The 16,223-nt window shown below is 60.8% G+C and carries 15 protein-coding genes; 10 read left to right on the forward strand and 5 right to left on the reverse strand.

What is annotated here, in order from left to right:
* Window positions 1-112: 112 nt before the first annotated feature.
* Window positions 113-2,530 (reverse strand): putative ABC transporter permease subunit YbbP, encoded by a 2,418-nt coding sequence (gene ybbP / locus F3I21_RS05690; RefSeq protein WP_150058467.1) that lies wholly within the window; start codon window positions 2,528-2,530, stop codon window positions 113-115.
* Entirely contained in the window at window positions 2,527-3,213 is a 687-nt protein-coding gene (ybbA, locus tag F3I21_RS05695) for a putative ABC transporter ATP-binding protein YbbA (RefSeq protein ID WP_021508636.1), read from the reverse strand. Before ybbA ends, ybbP begins: the two co-directional genes overlap by 4 nt.
* Between ybbA and tesA the strand changes: the two genes are divergently transcribed.
* The 5 genes from tesA to F3I21_RS05720 all read left to right on the forward strand — a co-directional run bounded on the left by tesA (window position 3,181) and on the right by F3I21_RS05720 (window position 6,983).
* Window positions 3,181-3,807 carry a multifunctional acyl-CoA thioesterase I/protease I/lysophospholipase L1 gene (gene tesA / locus F3I21_RS05700; protein WP_021508637.1) on the forward strand — a complete coding sequence of 209 codons (627 nt, stop codon included), beginning with the start codon at window positions 3,181-3,183 and terminating at the stop codon, window positions 3,805-3,807. The genes ybbA and tesA overlap by 33 nt on opposite strands.
* A 31-nt stretch (window positions 3,808-3,838) precedes the next feature.
* Complete coding sequence (locus F3I21_RS05705) at window positions 3,839-4,612, forward strand: SDR family oxidoreductase (protein ID WP_150058468.1); 774 nt, start codon at window positions 3,839-3,841, stop codon at window positions 4,610-4,612.
* A gap of 79 nt (window positions 4,613-4,691) precedes the next feature.
* The gene (locus F3I21_RS05710; RefSeq protein WP_021508639.1) at window positions 4,692-5,546 is read left to right on the forward strand and encodes a co-chaperone YbbN; all 855 of its coding nucleotides are present in this window, start codon (window positions 4,692-4,694) and stop codon (window positions 5,544-5,546) included.
* A gap of 64 nt (window positions 5,547-5,610) precedes the next feature.
* A complete protein-coding gene (locus tag F3I21_RS05715; protein ID WP_021508640.1) occupies window positions 5,611-6,525 on the forward strand; it encodes an SPFH domain-containing protein in 915 nt (304 codons plus the stop codon).
* Complete coding sequence (locus F3I21_RS05720) at window positions 6,525-6,983, forward strand: NfeD family protein (protein ID WP_021508641.1); 459 nt, start codon at window positions 6,525-6,527, stop codon at window positions 6,981-6,983. Before F3I21_RS05715 ends, F3I21_RS05720 begins: the two co-directional genes overlap by 1 nt.
* On the opposite strand, the gene cueR is transcribed toward F3I21_RS05720, so the two are convergent.
* The gene (gene cueR / locus F3I21_RS05725) at window positions 6,959-7,375 is read right to left on the reverse strand and encodes a Cu(I)-responsive transcriptional regulator (protein WP_088516259.1); all 417 of its coding nucleotides are present in this window, start codon (window positions 7,373-7,375) and stop codon (window positions 6,959-6,961) included. The two genes, F3I21_RS05720 and cueR, sit on opposite strands and share 25 nt — an antisense overlap.
* A gap of 95 nt (window positions 7,376-7,470) precedes the next feature.
* Between cueR and copA the strand changes: the two genes are divergently transcribed.
* The 3 genes from copA to ybaK all read left to right on the forward strand — a co-directional run bounded on the left by copA (window position 7,471) and on the right by ybaK (window position 11,493).
* A complete protein-coding gene (copA, locus tag F3I21_RS05730; protein ID WP_150058573.1) occupies window positions 7,471-9,981 on the forward strand; it encodes a copper-exporting P-type ATPase CopA in 2,511 nt (836 codons plus the stop codon).
* Window positions 9,982-10,049: 68 nt separating this feature from the next.
* A complete protein-coding gene (locus F3I21_RS05735) occupies window positions 10,050-10,850 on the forward strand; it encodes a TraB/GumN family protein (protein ID WP_141496713.1) in 801 nt (266 codons plus the stop codon).
* 163 nt (window positions 10,851-11,013) lie between these two features.
* Window positions 11,014-11,493, forward strand: a complete 480-nt coding sequence (gene ybaK / locus F3I21_RS05740) for a Cys-tRNA(Pro)/Cys-tRNA(Cys) deacylase YbaK (protein WP_141496712.1) — start codon at window positions 11,014-11,016, stop codon at window positions 11,491-11,493.
* Here the strand turns inward: ybaK and F3I21_RS05745 are convergent.
* Window positions 11,490-12,359 carry a LysR family transcriptional regulator gene (locus F3I21_RS05745; protein ID WP_150058469.1) on the reverse strand — a complete coding sequence of 290 codons (870 nt, stop codon included), beginning with the start codon at window positions 12,357-12,359 and terminating at the stop codon, window positions 11,490-11,492. The two genes, ybaK and F3I21_RS05745, sit on opposite strands and share 4 nt — an antisense overlap.
* Before the next feature lie 90 nt (window positions 12,360-12,449).
* On the opposite strand from F3I21_RS05745, the gene F3I21_RS05750 reads away from it, so the two are divergent.
* The gene (locus tag F3I21_RS05750; RefSeq protein ID WP_021508647.1) at window positions 12,450-12,881 is read left to right on the forward strand and encodes a multidrug/biocide efflux PACE transporter; all 432 of its coding nucleotides are present in this window, start codon (window positions 12,450-12,452) and stop codon (window positions 12,879-12,881) included.
* 34 nt (window positions 12,882-12,915) lie between these two features.
* On the opposite strand, the gene ushA is transcribed toward F3I21_RS05750, so the two are convergent.
* Window positions 12,916-14,667 (reverse strand): bifunctional UDP-sugar hydrolase/5'-nucleotidase UshA, encoded by a 1,752-nt coding sequence (ushA, locus tag F3I21_RS05755; RefSeq protein WP_150058470.1) that lies wholly within the window; start codon window positions 14,665-14,667, stop codon window positions 12,916-12,918.
* A 164-nt stretch (window positions 14,668-14,831) separates the two neighbouring features.
* On the opposite strand from ushA, the gene F3I21_RS05760 reads away from it, so the two are divergent.
* Window positions 14,832-16,031, forward strand: a complete 1,200-nt coding sequence (locus F3I21_RS05760) for an MFS transporter (protein ID WP_058769404.1) — start codon at window positions 14,832-14,834, stop codon at window positions 16,029-16,031.
* The last annotated feature ends 192 nt before the right edge of the window (window positions 16,032-16,223 follow it).

Below are 16,223 nucleotides of genomic sequence, written 5' to 3' on the forward strand. Positions count from 1 at the left end.
TATACGGTGCGATTTTTCCGTTTGACGCTCACCTGAACGTCCTGAAGTGCAGAATCACGCATACAGGCTCGATCGGCCCCCTCTCCCGTGGGAGAGGGCTGGGGTGAGGGCATCAGGCAGCGTCAAACCGCCTGAACAGCGCTTTCCCCTTCAGTAAGCGGACACCCAGCCAGCCGCCGCACAGCGACAGCAGCGCCGCACCGCACAGCGGCAGCGCCAGCCACAGCGTCCAGTCCGGCTGCCACGGGAAATCAAAAATCTTGCGCTGAAGTCCCCACAGTGCCGCTTCCGCCCCCAGCGCCGCCGCGATACCCGCCACCACGCCAAGCAGCGCAAACTCACACCATAGCGTGCCGCGCAGCAGGCGCTGGCTGGCACCGAGCGTGCGATACACCACCAGCTCCTGCCGGCGCTGGCGCATGCCGACCTGGATCTGCGCCAGCAGCAGCAACACACCGCAAACCGTCACCAGGATCACCATGATCTCCAGCGCCTGGCTCACCTGCGCCAGCACCTGTCCAATCTGCTTCAGCATGCTGCCGACATCCAGCAGGCTCAGCGTCGGGAACGCGCGGTTGAGCTGCGCCAGCAGCGCGGGATCGTTCGCCATGCGGAAGCTGGTCAGCCAGGTTTGTGGCTGCTGATCGAGCGCCCCCGGCGGGAAGATAAAGAAGAAGTTTGGCCGCAGGCTCTCCCAGTCGACCTTGCGCAGACTGGTGATCGTCGCACTGAACTGCTGCGTATCGCCGCTAAATGTCAGCCTGTCGCCGAGCCTGACGCCCAGACGATCGGCCAGCTCGACCTCCATCGAGACTTCACCGGCTTTCGGCGGCCAGCTGCCGGCCACCAGCGGATTGTGATCCGGACGCTCCGCCTGCCACGTCAGATTAAGCTCGCGATTCAGCGCGTTATCCAGGTTGGGATCGGCTGGCTTGCCGTTCAGCTCAGTGAGCCTTGCCCGCACGATCGGATAGAAGGTTCCGGCGTTAACCTGGTGCTGCCGCAGGAACTCGTCTACCTGCGGCACCTGCTGCTGGGTCAGATTGAGCAGAAAATAGTTGGGCGCATCCGCCGGTAATTGCTGCTGCCAGCGATCGAGCAGATCGCCGCGCATCACCAGCAATAACGCCAGCAGCATAAAGGAGAGCGAAAATGCCGCCAGCTGGCTGAGCGTCATGGCTGGCTGACGCAGCAGACGGTTGATCGCCAGGCGCAGCGCCAGATTACGCACCACCAGTCTGCGCAGCAGCAGGAGCGTGCCCCAGCCGAGCAGCGCCAGCAGCAGTGCCAGCATCACCACGCCAGCCAGCAGCGCCCACAGCATTTTGCTGCCGCCCATCAGCAGCGCAAGGAGCGCTACCACCACCAGCGCCATCACCGGCAGATAAATACGCAGCGGCCACAGCGAGGCTACCGCATCACGACGCAGCACGCGCAGCGGCTGTGTGGCCATCAGCAGACGGTACGGACGCAACCCGACCAGCAGCGAGATCACCACCAGCGCACCAATCGCCCACAGCCACGGCCAGACGCTGGCAGCCGGTAAAGCGGCGGGCAGCACCGGTTTGAGCATCAGCAGCAGCGCGACTTCAATGCCCTGCCCCAGCGCACTGCCGGCGATGGCCGCCAGCAGCAGCACGGCCAGCCACTGACCGATAATCAGCCGCTGCAGCGATTTACGCGTGGCGCCCAGCGTTTTCAGCACCGCCACCAAATCGTAACGGCTGCGGCAGTAATGACTCATGGCGACCGCCACTGCGGCAATCGCCAGCAGCAGGGTTAACAGCGCCGAGAGCAACAGAAACTGCTGCGCACGCTGCATTGAGCGGCCCAGCGCATCCTCGGAATTTTCCACGCTGATCCAGCGCTCGCCGGCCTGCAACTGCGGCTGAATCCAGCGATCATAGCGCGCCAGCGGTGCCGCCTCGCCGGAAAACTTATAGCGCCAGCTCAGACGGCTACCAGGCTGGATCGCGCCGGTTTTCTCCACGTCAGCAAGGTTCATCAGCAAACGCGGTGCCGTCTGAAACGGATTGAATCCGCCGTCCGGCTCCTGAATCACTTCGCCGGCAATGCGCAGCGTGGTATCGCCCACGTCAATGCGGTCACCGACCTTCAGGTTAAGCAGCGCCAGCAGACGCGGCGCGGCCAGCACCGTTCCGGCCACCGGACGCAGGCCGGGCGGATCCGTCTGCAGGGTGCCGAACATCGGGTAGGCATCATCGACCGCTTTGACATCGGCCAGCTGCGGTGTCTCCTGCGCAAAGGTCATGGTCATAAAGCTGAGCTGCCGGCTGACCGCCAGCCCCTCTTCGCGCGCTTTGTCCAGCCACGCATCCGGTGCCGGTTTACTGCTGCGCAGCGTGCGGTCGCCGGCCATAAAGTCACGGCTCTGCTGGCTCAGCCCTTTCTCCATGCGATCGCTAATGGAGCCCAGCGCCAGCACGCAGGCCACCGCCAGCGTCAGCGCCAGCCAGACAATCAGCAGCGAGGGTGAACGCCACTCGCGCCAGAACCAGCGCCAGATCATGCTTCCTCCCACAGCTTGCCGTCGCGCAGCCGCAGGCGACGATCGCAGCGTGCCGCCAGCTGCTCATCGTGCGTCACCAGAATCAGCGTGGTAGCGAAATCGCGATTGAGTGAAAACAGCAGATCGGCGATGCGATCGCCGGTTTTGCGATCAAGGTTACCGGTCGGCTCATCGGCAAACAGCAGGCCGGGACGGCCGCTGAAGGCGCGCGCCAGCGCCACGCGCTGCTGTTCGCCGCCGGAGAGCTGGGCTGGCAGATGGTGCAGACGATCTTTTAGTCCGAGCTGCGTCAGTAATTCAGTGGCCTGCGCGCGACTGTCGCGATCGCTGTCTCCGCGCAGCAGTGCAGGAAGCTGCACGTTCTCCAGCGCGTTGAGCGTGGGCACCAGCATAAAGGACTGAAACACAAAGCCGACCTCACGCGCGCGCAGCGCGGCGCGCTGCTCTTCGTTCATCTGATGAAGCGGCTGGCCCAGCAGATGCACTTCGCCGCTGCTGCCATCATCCAGTCCGGCGAGAATCCCCAGCAGGGTGGATTTCCCGGATCCCGACTCGCCGATCAGCGCCAGCGTCTCGGCTGGTTTGACAACCAGCTCAACTCCGGTAAGGATGGTCAGCTGATGCTCTCCCTGACCGACGGACTTAGTAAGATGATGAACTGCAACAATGTTTTCCGCTGGCATTATTCCTTCCTGTTGTTATTGCTGCTGCTGGTATCGCGCATCGCCGCCGCCGATACCCTGCTGATTCTCGGCGATAGCCTGAGTGCCGGCTATCGCATGTCCGCCACCGCCGCCTGGCCGAGCCTGCTCGACAAAACCTGGCAACAGCAGCCCAAAGTGGTTAACGCCAGCATCAGCGGTGATACCGCCGGTCAGGGGCTGGCGCGGTTGCCGGGCCTATTAAAACAGCATCAGCCGCAGTGGGTGTTAATCGAATTGGGCGGTAACGATGGGCTGCGCGGCTTCCCGCCGCAAAACATCGCGCAGGATCTGAGTAAAATTATCGATCAGGTCAAAGCCGCTAACGCTCAGCCGCTGCTGATGCAAATTCGTCTGCCGGCTAATTATGGCCGACGCTACACCGACGCGTTCAGCGCGCTCTATCCGCGCCTCGCGCAGCAGTATCATATTCCGCTGGTACCGTTCTTTATGGAGCAGGTTTATCTGAAGCCGGAGTGGATGCAGCAGGACGGTATTCACCCCAATCCGGATGCACAGCCGTTCATCGCCAACCTGATGGCTGAGCAACTGGCTCCGCTAGTTAAGCATGATTAACGCCGCGATGAGCCCAATGACAGGTAAAGATATGCAAAAGTCCGTATTAATTACCGGCTGCTCCAGCGGCATCGGTCTGGTGGCGGCCAACGATCTGCTGGCGCGCGGCTATCGCGTGCTGGCCGCCTGTCGCCGCGCCGACGATGTGGCGCGCATGGATGAGCTCGGCTTCACCGGCATCCTGCTGGATCTTGACGATCCGGCCAGCGTGGATGCCGCCGCGGATCGCGCGCTGGCCCTCACCGACCACTGCCTGCACGGGCTGTTCAATAACGGCGGCTTCGGCCAGTACGGTCCGCTGACCAGCGTGTCGCGTCAGCAGCTGGAGCAGCAATTCTCCACCAACTTTTTTGGCACCCACCAGCTGACGCTGCGCCTGTTACCGGCGCTGCAAAATAGCGGCGACGGGCGGATTATCAACACCAGCTCGGTGCTCGGCCTGATTTCCACGCCGGGCCGCGGCGCTTATGCCGCCAGTAAATGGGCGCTGGAGGCGTGGAGCGATGCGCTGCGCATGGAAGTGCGCCACAGCGGCGTGCGCGTCAGCCTGATTGAGCCAGGCCCGATTACCACCCGGTTTACTGAAAACGTGCAGCAGGGCGAACGCGACAAGCCCGTGCGCAACCCCGGCATCGCCGCACGCTTTAGCCTGCCGCCGGAGGCGATTCTGCCGAAACTGCGGCATGCGCTGGAGAGTAAACATCCGCGCCTGCGCTATCCGGTGACGCTGGTCGCCTGGGCGATGAGTCTGCTCAAACGACTGCTGCCGGGCTGGATGCTGGATCGCATTTTACGCAGTAACTAAACTGCAAGCCGGAATTGAACTTGAAGCCGGGGCGTTTGCCCCCATATCCTCAACACACTTTCTGCCAAGAGACGTATTCATGTCACACGCTTTGATTATCGACATCAACGAATCCAACCTGCAGCAGACGCTGGAGCAATCAATGCAGCTGCCGGTACTGTTCTACTTCTGGTCGGAGCGCAGCCAGCACTGCCAGCAGCTGACGCCGGTGCTGGAGCGTCTGGCACAGGAGTACGCCGGCCAGTTTATTCTGGCGAAGCTGGATTGCGATAAAGAGCAGCTGGTGGCATCGCAGTTTGGTCTGCGCTCTCTGCCGACCGTCTACCTGTTCCAGAACGGCCAGCCGGTCGACGGCTTCCAGGGCCCGCAGCCGGAAGAGGCGATTCGCGCGCTGCTGGAGAAAGTCCTGCCGCGTGAAGAGGAGTTAAAGGCGCAGCAGGCGATGCAGCTAATGCAGGAAGGCAAGCCGCTGGATGCGCTACCGCTGCTGAAAGACGCCTGGCAGCTGAGCAACCAGAACAGTGAAATCGGTTTTCTGCTGGCAGAAGTCCTGATCACCCTGAACCGCAGCGAAGAAGCCGAAGCGGTGCTGGCTGTGGTACCGTTGCAGGATCAGGATACGCGTTATCAGAGCCTGATTTCGCAAATCGACCTGCTAAAACAGGCCGCCGACACGCCGGAGATCCAGCAGCTGCAGGAGCAGATGGCAAGCGAACCGGACAACGCCGGTCTGGCTGCTAAACTTGCGTTACAGCTGCATCAGGTGGGCCGCAATGAAGAAGCGCTGGAGCTGTTGTTAGGTTTTCTGAAGCGCGATCTCAGCGCCGGTGACGGCGAAGTGCGCAAAATGTTCCAGGAGATTCTGGCGGCCCTCGGCACCGGCGATGCCCTCGCCTCGCGCTATCGTCGCCAGCTCTACTCGCTGCTGTACTGACCGGTACCGCGCGGTAAACGGGCCGAAGCGACTCGGCCCGACAATCTGACAGCCAGGAGGTTATATGTTAACAGTGATTCCCGTCATCATCGTGCTCGCGCTGGTTACCGTGTGGGCCGGTGTCAAAATTGTGCCACAGGGCTACCAGTGGACGGTGGAGCGCTTTGGCCGCTACACCAAAACCTTACCGCCCGGTCTGAATTTAGTCGTGCCGTTCATGGATCGTATTGGTCGCCGGATTAATATGATGGAGCAGGTCCTCGATATTCCGTCACAGGAGATCATCTCCAAAGATAACGCCAACGTCACCATTGATGCAGTGTGCTTTATTCAGGTGGTGGATTCGGCGCGCGCCGCTTATGAAGTCAGCAATCTTGAGCTGGCCATCATCAACCTCACCATGACCAATATCCGCACCGTGCTCGGCGGCATGGAGCTGGATGAGATGCTGTCGCAGCGCGATAACATTAATACCCGCCTGCTGCACATTGTGGATGAAGCGACCAATCCGTGGGGGGTAAAAATCACCCGTATTGAAATCCGCGACGTGCGCCCGCCGCAGGAACTGATAGCGGCCATGAACGCGCAGATGAAGGCTGAGCGTACCAAACGCGCCGATATCCTCGCCGCCGAAGGCGTACGCCAGGCGGCCATCCTGCGCGCCGAGGGCGATAAGCAGTCGCAAATCCTTAAAGCGGAAGGCGAACGTACCTCCGCCTTTTTGCAGGCGGAAGCGCGCGAGCGTCAGGCCGAAGCCGAGGCCAACGCCACGCGGATGGTGTCAGAAGCCATCTCTGCCGGGGATATCCAGGCGATTAATTACTTTGTGGCGCAGAAATACACCGATGCCCTGCAAAAAATTGGCGAAGCGAATAATAGCAAAGTGGTGATGATGCCGCTCGACGCCAGCAGCCTGCTCGGCTCGGTGGCCGGTATCAGCGAGCTGCTGAAAGAGAGCCGTCAGGAGCGCAAACCGTGATGCTGATGGAGCTGATTGCGCATCCGCACTGGTTCTGGCTCACGCTGGGCGGTTTACTGCTGGCAGCGGAGATGCTCGGCACCAGCGGTTACCTGCTGTGGAGCGGCGTGGCGGCGGTGCTGGTCGGGATCATTGAGTGGCTGTTTCCGTTCTCGTGGACCAGCCAGGGCATGTTGTTCGCCGCCCTGACGCTGCTGTGCGTGTTTTTCTGGTATCGCTGGATGCGCTTTCGCGAAAGTGCGCAGCAGCCCAATACACTCAATCAGCGCGGCAGCCAGCTGATTGGCCAGCACCTGACGTTAGACAGTGCGCTAAAAGACGGCGTCGGTCATGTGCGCATTGGTGACAGCAGCTGGCGCGTGCAGGCGCAGGAAGATTTGCCAGCGGGCACGCCGGTGATCGTGACCGGCGTGTCAGGCATCACGCTGCTGATTCAGCCGCGTTTGCCGCCCTCCTGATGACCGCAGCCCGCCAGGTGATTGATGATGGGACATTCGGCACCGTCATCGCCCGGGCAGGCTGCAGCCAGTTCCAGCAGACGCGCGCGCATCGCGTGCAGCTCTTCAATATGCGCCGCGATCTCATCCGCCTTCTGCAGGGTACGCGCTTTGACATCGGCACTGTGGCGCGCCGGATTATTAAACAGTGCGACCAGTTCGCGGCACTCCTCGAGCGTGAAGCCCACCTGCCGCGCCTGGCGCAGAAAATTGAGCTCATCCAGATGGTGCGCGGCGTAACTGCGATAGCCATTGTCACTGCGTAACGGCGGTGTAACCACCCCTTTCTGTTCGTAAAAACGAATCGCTTTGCTGGTCAGCCCGGTTTTTTTTGCTACATCGCTGATGTTCATCTCTGCCCCTTGACCTTCCCCTGAATGGAAGGTTTAGGCTTTATAACTAATGCAAATCTTGCAGCGAGTCAAACCTGATAAACGAGGAGTTGATGATGTCACACACACAATTACTGGCTCTGGACGGCTTGTCCTGTGGCCACTGTGTTAAACGCGTTAAAGAGGCGCTGGAGCAGCGCAGCGATGTGGAACAGGCCGAGGTAACGCAGCAGGAAGCGCGCGTCACCGGCGCAGCCAGCGCCAGCGATCTGATTGCCACCGTTGAGCAGGCTGGTTATCACGCCACGCTGAAAAATGAGGCGTCCAGCCCAAAGCCTGATCCGTTGCCAGCTCAGGAGCCGCAGCCGGAGGCGCTGACAACGGAGTCGCAGCCGGCAGAAGAGAATCTTGCGGTGCACCATCTGCTGATAGGCGGGATGAGCTGCGCCAGCTGTGTCAGCCGCGTCGAGCAGGCGTTACAGAAAGTGCCCGGCGTGAGCCAGGCGCGCGTCAATCTGGGTGAGCGCAGCGCGCTGGTGCTGGGCGATGCCGTACCCTCAGCGCTGGCCAGCGCCGTAGACGAGGCGGGTTATTCTGCGGAAGTGATCGAAGATGAACAAACCCGGCGCGAGCGCCAGCAGGTCAGCGCACAGCAGGCGATGCGCCGCTTTAGCTGGCAGGCGGCGCTGGCGCTGATCGTCGGCGTGCCGATGATGGTCTGGGGCATGCTCGGCGATCACATGATGCTAAACGACAGCAACCAGACGCTCTGGCGCGTGCTCGGTGCCGTCACGCTGGCGGTGATGGCGCTTGCCGGCGGCCACTTCTATCGCAGCGCGTGGCGCAGCCTGCGTCATGCTACCGCCACCATGGACACGCTGGTGGCGCTCGGTACTGGTGCGGCCTGGATCTACTCGATGAGCGTCGCGCTATGGCCGGCATTTTTCCCGCCGCAGGCGCGCCATCTTTATTTTGAAGCCAGCGTGATGATCATCGGCCTGATTAACCTCGGCCATGCGCTGGAACAGCGCGCGCGCCAGCGCGCCTCACAGGCGCTGGAGCGGCTGCTGGATTTAACCCCGGCGCAGGCCTGCGTGATCACCGCCGAAGGGGAAAAGCCGCTGCCGCTGAGCGAAATCGAACCGGGCATGACGCTGAAGCTGGTGACCGGCGATCGCGTACCGGTGGACGGCGAAGTCAGCCGCGGCGAAGCCTGGCTTGACGAAGCAATGCTCACCGGCGAAGCGCTGCCGCAGTCGCGCCGTCCTGGCGATAAGATTTATGCCGGGACGCTGGTGCAGGACGGATCGCTACAGTTCACCGCCCGCGCCACCGGCAGCCATACCACGCTGGCCCGTATTATCAATCTGGTGCGTCAGGCGCAGAGCAGCAAGCCGGAAATGGGCCGGCTGGCCGATCGCATCTCGGCGGTGTTTGTGCCGGTGGTGGTGGCGATTGCCCTGCTCAGCGGAGCGGTCTGGTATGTTGTCGGACCGCAGCCGCAGCTGGCCTATACGCTGGTGATTGTCACCACGGTGCTGATTATCGCCTGTCCGTGTGCGCTGGGCTTAGCCACGCCGATGTCGGTGATCGCGGGCGTCGGCCGCGCTGCCGAGCTGGGCGTGCTGGTGCGCGATGCCGATGCGCTGCAGCGGGCCAGTGAAGTCGACACCATTGTTTTTGATAAAACCGGCACCCTGACCCGGGGCACGCCGCAGGTCAGCGAGGTTCTGCTGTACAGCGACTGGGATCGTCAGCAGGTATTGCAGGCCGCCGCCCAGCTGGAGCTGGGGTCGGGGCATCCGCTGGCGAAGGCCATCGTCGTCGCCGCACCGACCGTCAGTGACGCCCGTGTTGCGCAATTTCGTACAATACGTGGCAAAGGCGTGAGTGCTACTGTCGCTGACAGAACGCTGCTGCTGGGCAATGCGGCGCTGCTGGAAGAGCAGCACATCGACCTGCGCGCCGCACAGCAGGATATCGCGCGACTTGCTGCGCAGGGCGCCACGCCGGTGCTGCTGGCGGATCAGCAGCAGCTGCTGGGCCTGATCGCCCTGCGTGACCAGCTGCGTCCGGAGAGCCGTGCGGCGCTACAGCGGCTGCATCAGCTGGGCTACCGACTGATCATGCTTACCGGTGACCATCAGACCACTGCCGAAGCCATCGCTGCCGAAGCGGGCATCGATGAGGTGATCGCCGGCGTGCTGCCGGACGGTAAAGCGCAGGCGATAGCGCAGCTGCAACAGCAGGGGCGCAGCGTGGTGATGGTGGGCGACGGCATCAACGACGCCCCAGCGCTGGCGCAGGCGGATGTGGGGATTGCCATGGGCGGCGGCAGCGATGTGGCGGTTGAAACCGCGGCGATGGCGCTGATGCGCAACGATCTGCACTGCGTGGCCGACGCGCTGGCGATGGCCAACGCCACGCTGCGCAATATGCGGCAGAATCTGCTGGGTGCCTTTGTCTATAACAGTCTGGGCATTCCGATTGCTGCCGGCATACTCTATCCGTTTACCGGTGTGCTGCTCAGCCCCATCGTCGCCGGTGCCGCCATGGCGCTGTCGTCGATCACCGTGGTGAGCAATGCTAACCGTTTGCTGCGCTTTAAACCGGCGCAGCGGCAATAGCAACCTCTGCCCTGTCTTTCGCTGAGCGAAATCGCTAGCATGGATTTTTGACTTAAAAAGGACACGGCATGAGACGCAGTGTGTGGCACCGCCTGCAACAGCTGGCCAGCAGCCTGTTCCCCGCCAGCTACAGCTGGCCCGCCATGGATATCAGACTCGGAGACCGCCGTCTGCATCTGGCTGGCAGTATTCATATGGGCACGCGCGATATGCAACCGCTGCCGGCCGGCTTGCTGCGCCATCTGCAGAAAGCCGATGCGCTGGTGGTGGAAGCGGATATTACCCGCGGCAGTTCACCATTCAGTGAGGGTGAAGCGTATCCGCCGCTGGCAACGCGGCTGACGCCAGAGACGCTGCAACAGCTGACGGCGCTGTGCGATGAGCTGTCACTGAACATCGCGCTGTTTGATACCTTGCCGTTCTGGCAAATTGCGCTGATGCTGCAGGCGCAGCAGGCGCAGCGGCTGGGGCTACGACCGCAGTACGGTATTGACTATCAGCTGCTGCAGGCAGCGCAGGCGGCAGGAAAACGCATTATTGAGCTGGAAGGGCCGGAAACGCAGATCGCGTTGCTGAAATCACTACCGCAGGATGGCCTGGCGCTGCTGCTGGATACGCTGGAACACTGGCACACCAACGCGCGACTGCTGCAAACCATGATCAGCTGGTGGCTGGATGCGCCGCCAGCCAGCCAGCCGGTGGCGCTGCCGACTACGTTCAGCAGTGAACTGAACGATACCCTGATGCGCAACCGTAATCAGCACTGGCGCGAGCTGCTGCTGGCGCTGCCGCGCGGGCGCTATGTGGTGGCGGTCGGTGCACTGCATCTCTACGGCGAAGACAATTTGCCGCAGCTGCTGAAGGCATAAAAAAAGAAGGCCAATATTGCTATCGGCCCGTCAAAGAGGAATTTGTTTATGATTTTGGTTATCGCCAGGGTGACTGGCGCCGGCCAATTTTCGCGCAAAGTTCAGATTTTCGCCAGTACTTTCACGCAAACCGAGATAAGAATTTTCGTAGCAAGGATTGATTATGACACCCGCCGTAAAACTGCTGGAAAAACAACAGGTCGCTTTTACCCTGCATCCCTACGAGCATGACAGCCATGAAACCCACTTCGGTGACGAGGCGGTGCGCAAGCTCAACCTGGATGCGCGCCAGGTGTTTAAAACCCTGCTGGTGGCGCTTAACGGTGATGGCAAAGCGCTGGCAGTGGCGGTGACGCCGGTCTCTTCACAGCTGGATTTGAAAAAAGTCGCCAAAGCGCTGGGGGCAAAAAAAGCCGACATGGCCGATCCGCAACTGGCGCAGCGCGTCACCGGCTATCTGGTGGGTGGCATCAGTCCGCTGGGGCAGAAAAAGCGGCTGCCGACGGTGATCGATCAGCAGGCCAGCGAATTCCCGACCATCTTTATTTCCGGCGGCAAGCGCGGGCTGGATATCGAACTGGCCGCGCAGGATCTGGCACGGCTGCTGGATGCCATGCTGGCTGACGTGGCGCGCCGCGATTAATCAGGCTGCTGCGCGCACAGCTGGTCAATCATCCAGCGCCCGGCCGGACCCGGCGGATTGCGCCGCGACCAGATAACATCCACCGCAATATGCTGCGGCCAGCCCGGCACCTGCAGCTCGCGCAAGACCTGATGACCAAACTGCTGCACCAGCCAGCGCGGCAGTACGCTCCAGCCAAACCCCTGCTCCGCCATCTCCAGCAACAACAGATAAGTTGGGGCCGACCAGGTGCGGCCGGCTGGCAGCGGCTGGCGGGTTTCTACCCAGGTATTGAGCCGCAGCTGACGCAATTCGCCCAGCTGCGCCTCGCTCACCTGCGAACGGGCTGCCAGCGGGTGATCCTGATGCAGGAAAATCGCCATTTGCGCTTCAACCTGCAGTCGCGCCACCGCCAGATCCGGCGGCAAACGCGGCTGGGCGCGCACCACGCCAAGATGTACGCGCCCGGCCTGCAGTAAATCCAGCACATCCTCATCTTCCGCAATCATGCATTCAAACTCGATATCCGGATAGCGTGCCTCAAAGCGCGTCAGCAGATTTTCATGGTGATCGGCCTGCCAGAAGTCGGAAATGGCCAGACTGAGGCGCGGCTCAACGCCCTGCGACAGCCGCACCGCCAGTTCATCCAGCCGCTGGCTGGCAGCAAGAATTTGCTGCACCTGTGCCAGCGCGCGCTGACCCTGAGCGGTCAGCACCGGCTGGCGGCCGCTGCGATCAAACAGCGCAAAGCCTAAGTCATCTTCGAGATTGGCCACCGCGCTACTGATGGTGGACTGACTTTTTGCCAGCGCACGCGCCGCTGCGGAAAACGAGCCGCTGGCTACGGTCTGGACAAATGCCTCAAGGGATTCTGGTGAGTACTTCATGCTGAACCATCGCTTTTATCGATAGGTAATCATTTTATCTTAGCATTGTGCAGTGAGAAAATGCGTGGCGTTACTCAAAAGGAGGTTTATATGCGTACCCGTTCACTGAAAGAACGTTTTTGTCATGCCGCAGGCTTTGAAGGGTTAGCGATCGTCACGGTTGCGCCGCTGGCCGCCTGGGTCATGGATAAACCGCTGTTTCAGATGGGCGCGCTGGCGATTATGCTGTCGACCGTCGCCATGCTGTGGAACATCATTTATAACAGCGGTTTTGACCGCCTCTGTCCGCCGCAGCGCCAGCGCGGTCTCGGCCTGCGCGCGCTGCATGCGCTCGGCTTTGAGGGCGGTTTTATCCTTATTGGCCTGCCGATTGCCGCGTGGATGTTGCACATTTCGCTGCTGGACGCTTTCCTGCTGGAAGTGGCGTTCTTTCTGTTCTTTCTGCCCTACACCATGGCTTACAACTGGGCATGGGATAAGCTGCGCCAGCGCTGGGTGAGCCAGAAATCCTGCCGCGCCTGAAAAACTGCGGGCGGCTGAAGTGCCGCCCGTTTTGTCACTCGTGCGCCGCGCGCGGCCAGATCCACGCCAGGATCATCTGCGGATAGCTGCGCTTCTTTTGCTTCTCCAGCGCTTTGTCGCGCTCCTCAACCTGCTGCGGTGTCAGGTGCACAATCTGCGGTGGCGCATAATCGGCGACGCGCAGCGGTGAGTGCTGACTGACATAGCTGCGCAGCACCTCGGCATCACGCAGGCCGCTGTTGCGGAAACCAGCATGGCCATCAATCACCGGATAGCCGTCGCCGCCGCTGGCGTTAAAGCTGTTAGTGGCCATGCGATAGGTTTTATCCAGCTGCAGCGGCTCGCCATTGATTTTTACTGCGCTGACGCTTTTGCCATCGGCCACCAGGCTGATGTTGCTGAACTGCGCGAAACCGCCGGAATCGGCTTTGATATTCGCCACCGTCGCCAGGTAGTTCAGCAGCTCTTTGCCCGTCAGCGTCACGGACACCACCTGATTGCCAAACGGCTGGATCTGCAACAGATCGCGCCAGCTGATCTCTCCTTGCGCCAGCGAGGTGCGAATACCGCCGCCGCTGATAACGGCAAAGTCGGCCTGAGTAGCCGCCATCTGCGCGCGCAGGATCAGCTGAGCCAGTGGCATTTGTTCAAAGCGCACCTTGCTGCGGTCGCCATCAAACACGCTGTCGCTGCGACCCACGTTGACCGCCAGCTGTTTGCCGGCGCGCAGCTGATACGGCGTCAGCAGCTTCATCATTGCGCCGTTCTGCGCTATCGCTTCCTGATACGGCAGCCAGGTTTCGCTGCCATCAAGGTTCTTCACCTTGTGCTTAAGGTTGACCGGAATCAGCTGATAGTTATCCAGCGTCAGCTCACCGTTGCGGAAGGTGAAATCGCCGCGACCGACAAATTTCCCCCACTCTTTCGCCTGCACGATCCACACGCCGTTCTGGCGATCCGGCTGGCACGGCTGTCCGGGCTGATAATCCGCCACGCTGACGTTCTCTTTTGCCATGCACACTGCATCGTGCGAATGCCCGCCGACGATCACGTTAACCGTGCCCGGCGGCAGGCTGCGCGCCAGTTCCACATCGCCCGGTGCGTTGCTGCCATGCTGCCCATCGTCGTAGTGGCCCATGTGCGTCAGCGCGATAATTACATCCGGCTTGTCGCTGGCGCGCAGTTCCGCCACCGCTTTTTCCGTCTCTTTCACCGGATCGCGAATATCTATCTGCGCTACGTTCTGCGGATTGGCGATGCGCAGCGTGTCAGTGGTGGTCAGGCCGATCACCGCAATTTTCAGCCCCATACGATTGAATATCGCCCACGGCTTAAACAGGCGCCTATCGCTGCCTTTGGCATAAATGTTGGCGGCAAGAAACGGAAACTTCGCCCATTTCTGCTGCTTTTGCAGCACGCTGAGCGGTTTGTCGAATTCGTGGTTACCGAGCGCCATCGCGTCATAGCCGATGAGGTTCATGCCGCGAATGTCCGGCTCGGCGTTCAGCACATCCGATTCCGGCACGCCGGTGTTAACGTCGCCCGCCGACAGAATCAGCGCGCCGCCGCCTTTGGCCTGTACATCATACCGCTGCTGATCCATTAGCGTTTTCTGCGCGGCCAGACCATATTCACCCTGCGCGTTGGCCCAGAAGTGGCCGTGATGATCGTTGGTGTGCAAAATGCTGAAGCGATAGCTGCGGTCCGGCTGCCACGCCTGCGCCAGTAGCGGCAACAGCAGCATAATCAGCGCCAGCCAGCGCCCTCTGTGCGGTGATAACAACAAAGCCGATCTCCTTATTCTGCGTTTTTTACCGGGCGGTGCGCCTGATGTGCCTTTTCGCCCTTCTGTGTCGCACAGTTCGCCCTTTAACTCAAGGCCAAAGGCGAATACAGTCATGCATGACGTAACAATCTGATAACGAAATTCCCACCCCCTTCAGGATCTTTATGGCAAGTGAACAGACGTTAACCCCGACGCGGCGCACCGGGCGTACCGCTTTTGGCATTCTTGGTGCCATCAGTCTCGCGCATCTGCTGAACGATATGCTGCAATCGCTATTACTGGCGATCTATCCGCTGCTGCAGAAAGATTTCAGCCTCAGCTTTGTGCAAATTGGTTTGATTACGCTGACGTATCAGGTGACGGCCTCATTATTACAACCGCTGATTGGCTATTACACCGACAAATATCCGAAACCCTGGTCATTGCCGGTCGGGATGGGGTTTACCCTGTTCGGTCTGGTGCTGCTGACCTTCGCCAGCACTTATCCGCAGGTGCTGCTGGCCGCAGCGCTGGTTGGCTGCGGCTCATCGGTGTTCCATCCGGAATCGTCGCGCGTGGCGCGTATGGCCTCCGGCGGCCGCCACGGGCTGGCTCAGTCGCTGTTTCAGGTCGGTGGTAACTTTGGCAGCGCACTCGGGCCGCTGCTGGCCGCCATCATCGTCGCGCCCTATGGCAAAGGCCATCTCAGCTGGTTCATGCTGGCCGCGCTGCTCGGCATCATTGTGCTGCTTCAGGTGAGCCGCTGGTACAGCCACCAGCAGCGCGCCACGCAGGCCAGCGCTGCCAGCAGGCCGCGTAACCCCCTGCCGCGCAATAAAGTGGCGCTGGCCATCGGCATTCTGCTGCTGCTGATATTCTCCAAGTACTTTTATCTCACCAGCCTGAGCAGCTATTACACCTTCTATCTGATGCACAAATTCGGGCTGTCCGTGCAGGCCTCGCAGTTCCATCTGTTTGCCTTTTTGGGTGCGGTCGCCGCCGGCACCATCATCGGTGGGCCGATAGGCGATAAAATCGGGCGGAAGTATGTCATCTGGGGATCGATTCTCGGCGTGGCGCCGTTTACCCTGCTGTTACCGCACGCCAGCCTGATGTGGACCAGCGTGCTGAGCGTCATTATTGGTCTGATCCTTGCCTCGGCGTTTTCCGCCATTCTGGTCTATGCCCAGGAGCTGCTGCCCGGGCGCATCGGCATGGTTTCCGGGCTGTTTTTCGGTTTTGCTTTTGGCATGGGCGGCCTCGGCGCGGCGGTCCTGGGCGTGGTCGCCGATCACACCAGTATCGAGTGGGTGTATCAAATCTGCGCCTGGCTGCCACTTATTGGCCTGTTGACCGCTTTCTTACCTGATCAGCAGCAGCGCTGAGCCCTTTCGGGGGGCAACTATTTTTCTCTGCCCCCCTCCATTCTGCATAAATCCTGCCGATATGCTGAGATAACTGAGGAAAATAGCGCTTCGGCTGCGTTTTTGTCTCATTTTTTCAATTTTTTCGTCTTTCACCGCTCAAATGTTTAAACGCGGCGAACGATTGTGCATTACACTAGGTTGTTACAAGCG

Source organism: Pantoea sp. B_9, from assembly GCF_008632015.1.
GTDB classification, from domain to species: Bacteria; Pseudomonadota; Gammaproteobacteria; order Enterobacterales; family Enterobacteriaceae; genus Pantoea; species Pantoea dispersa.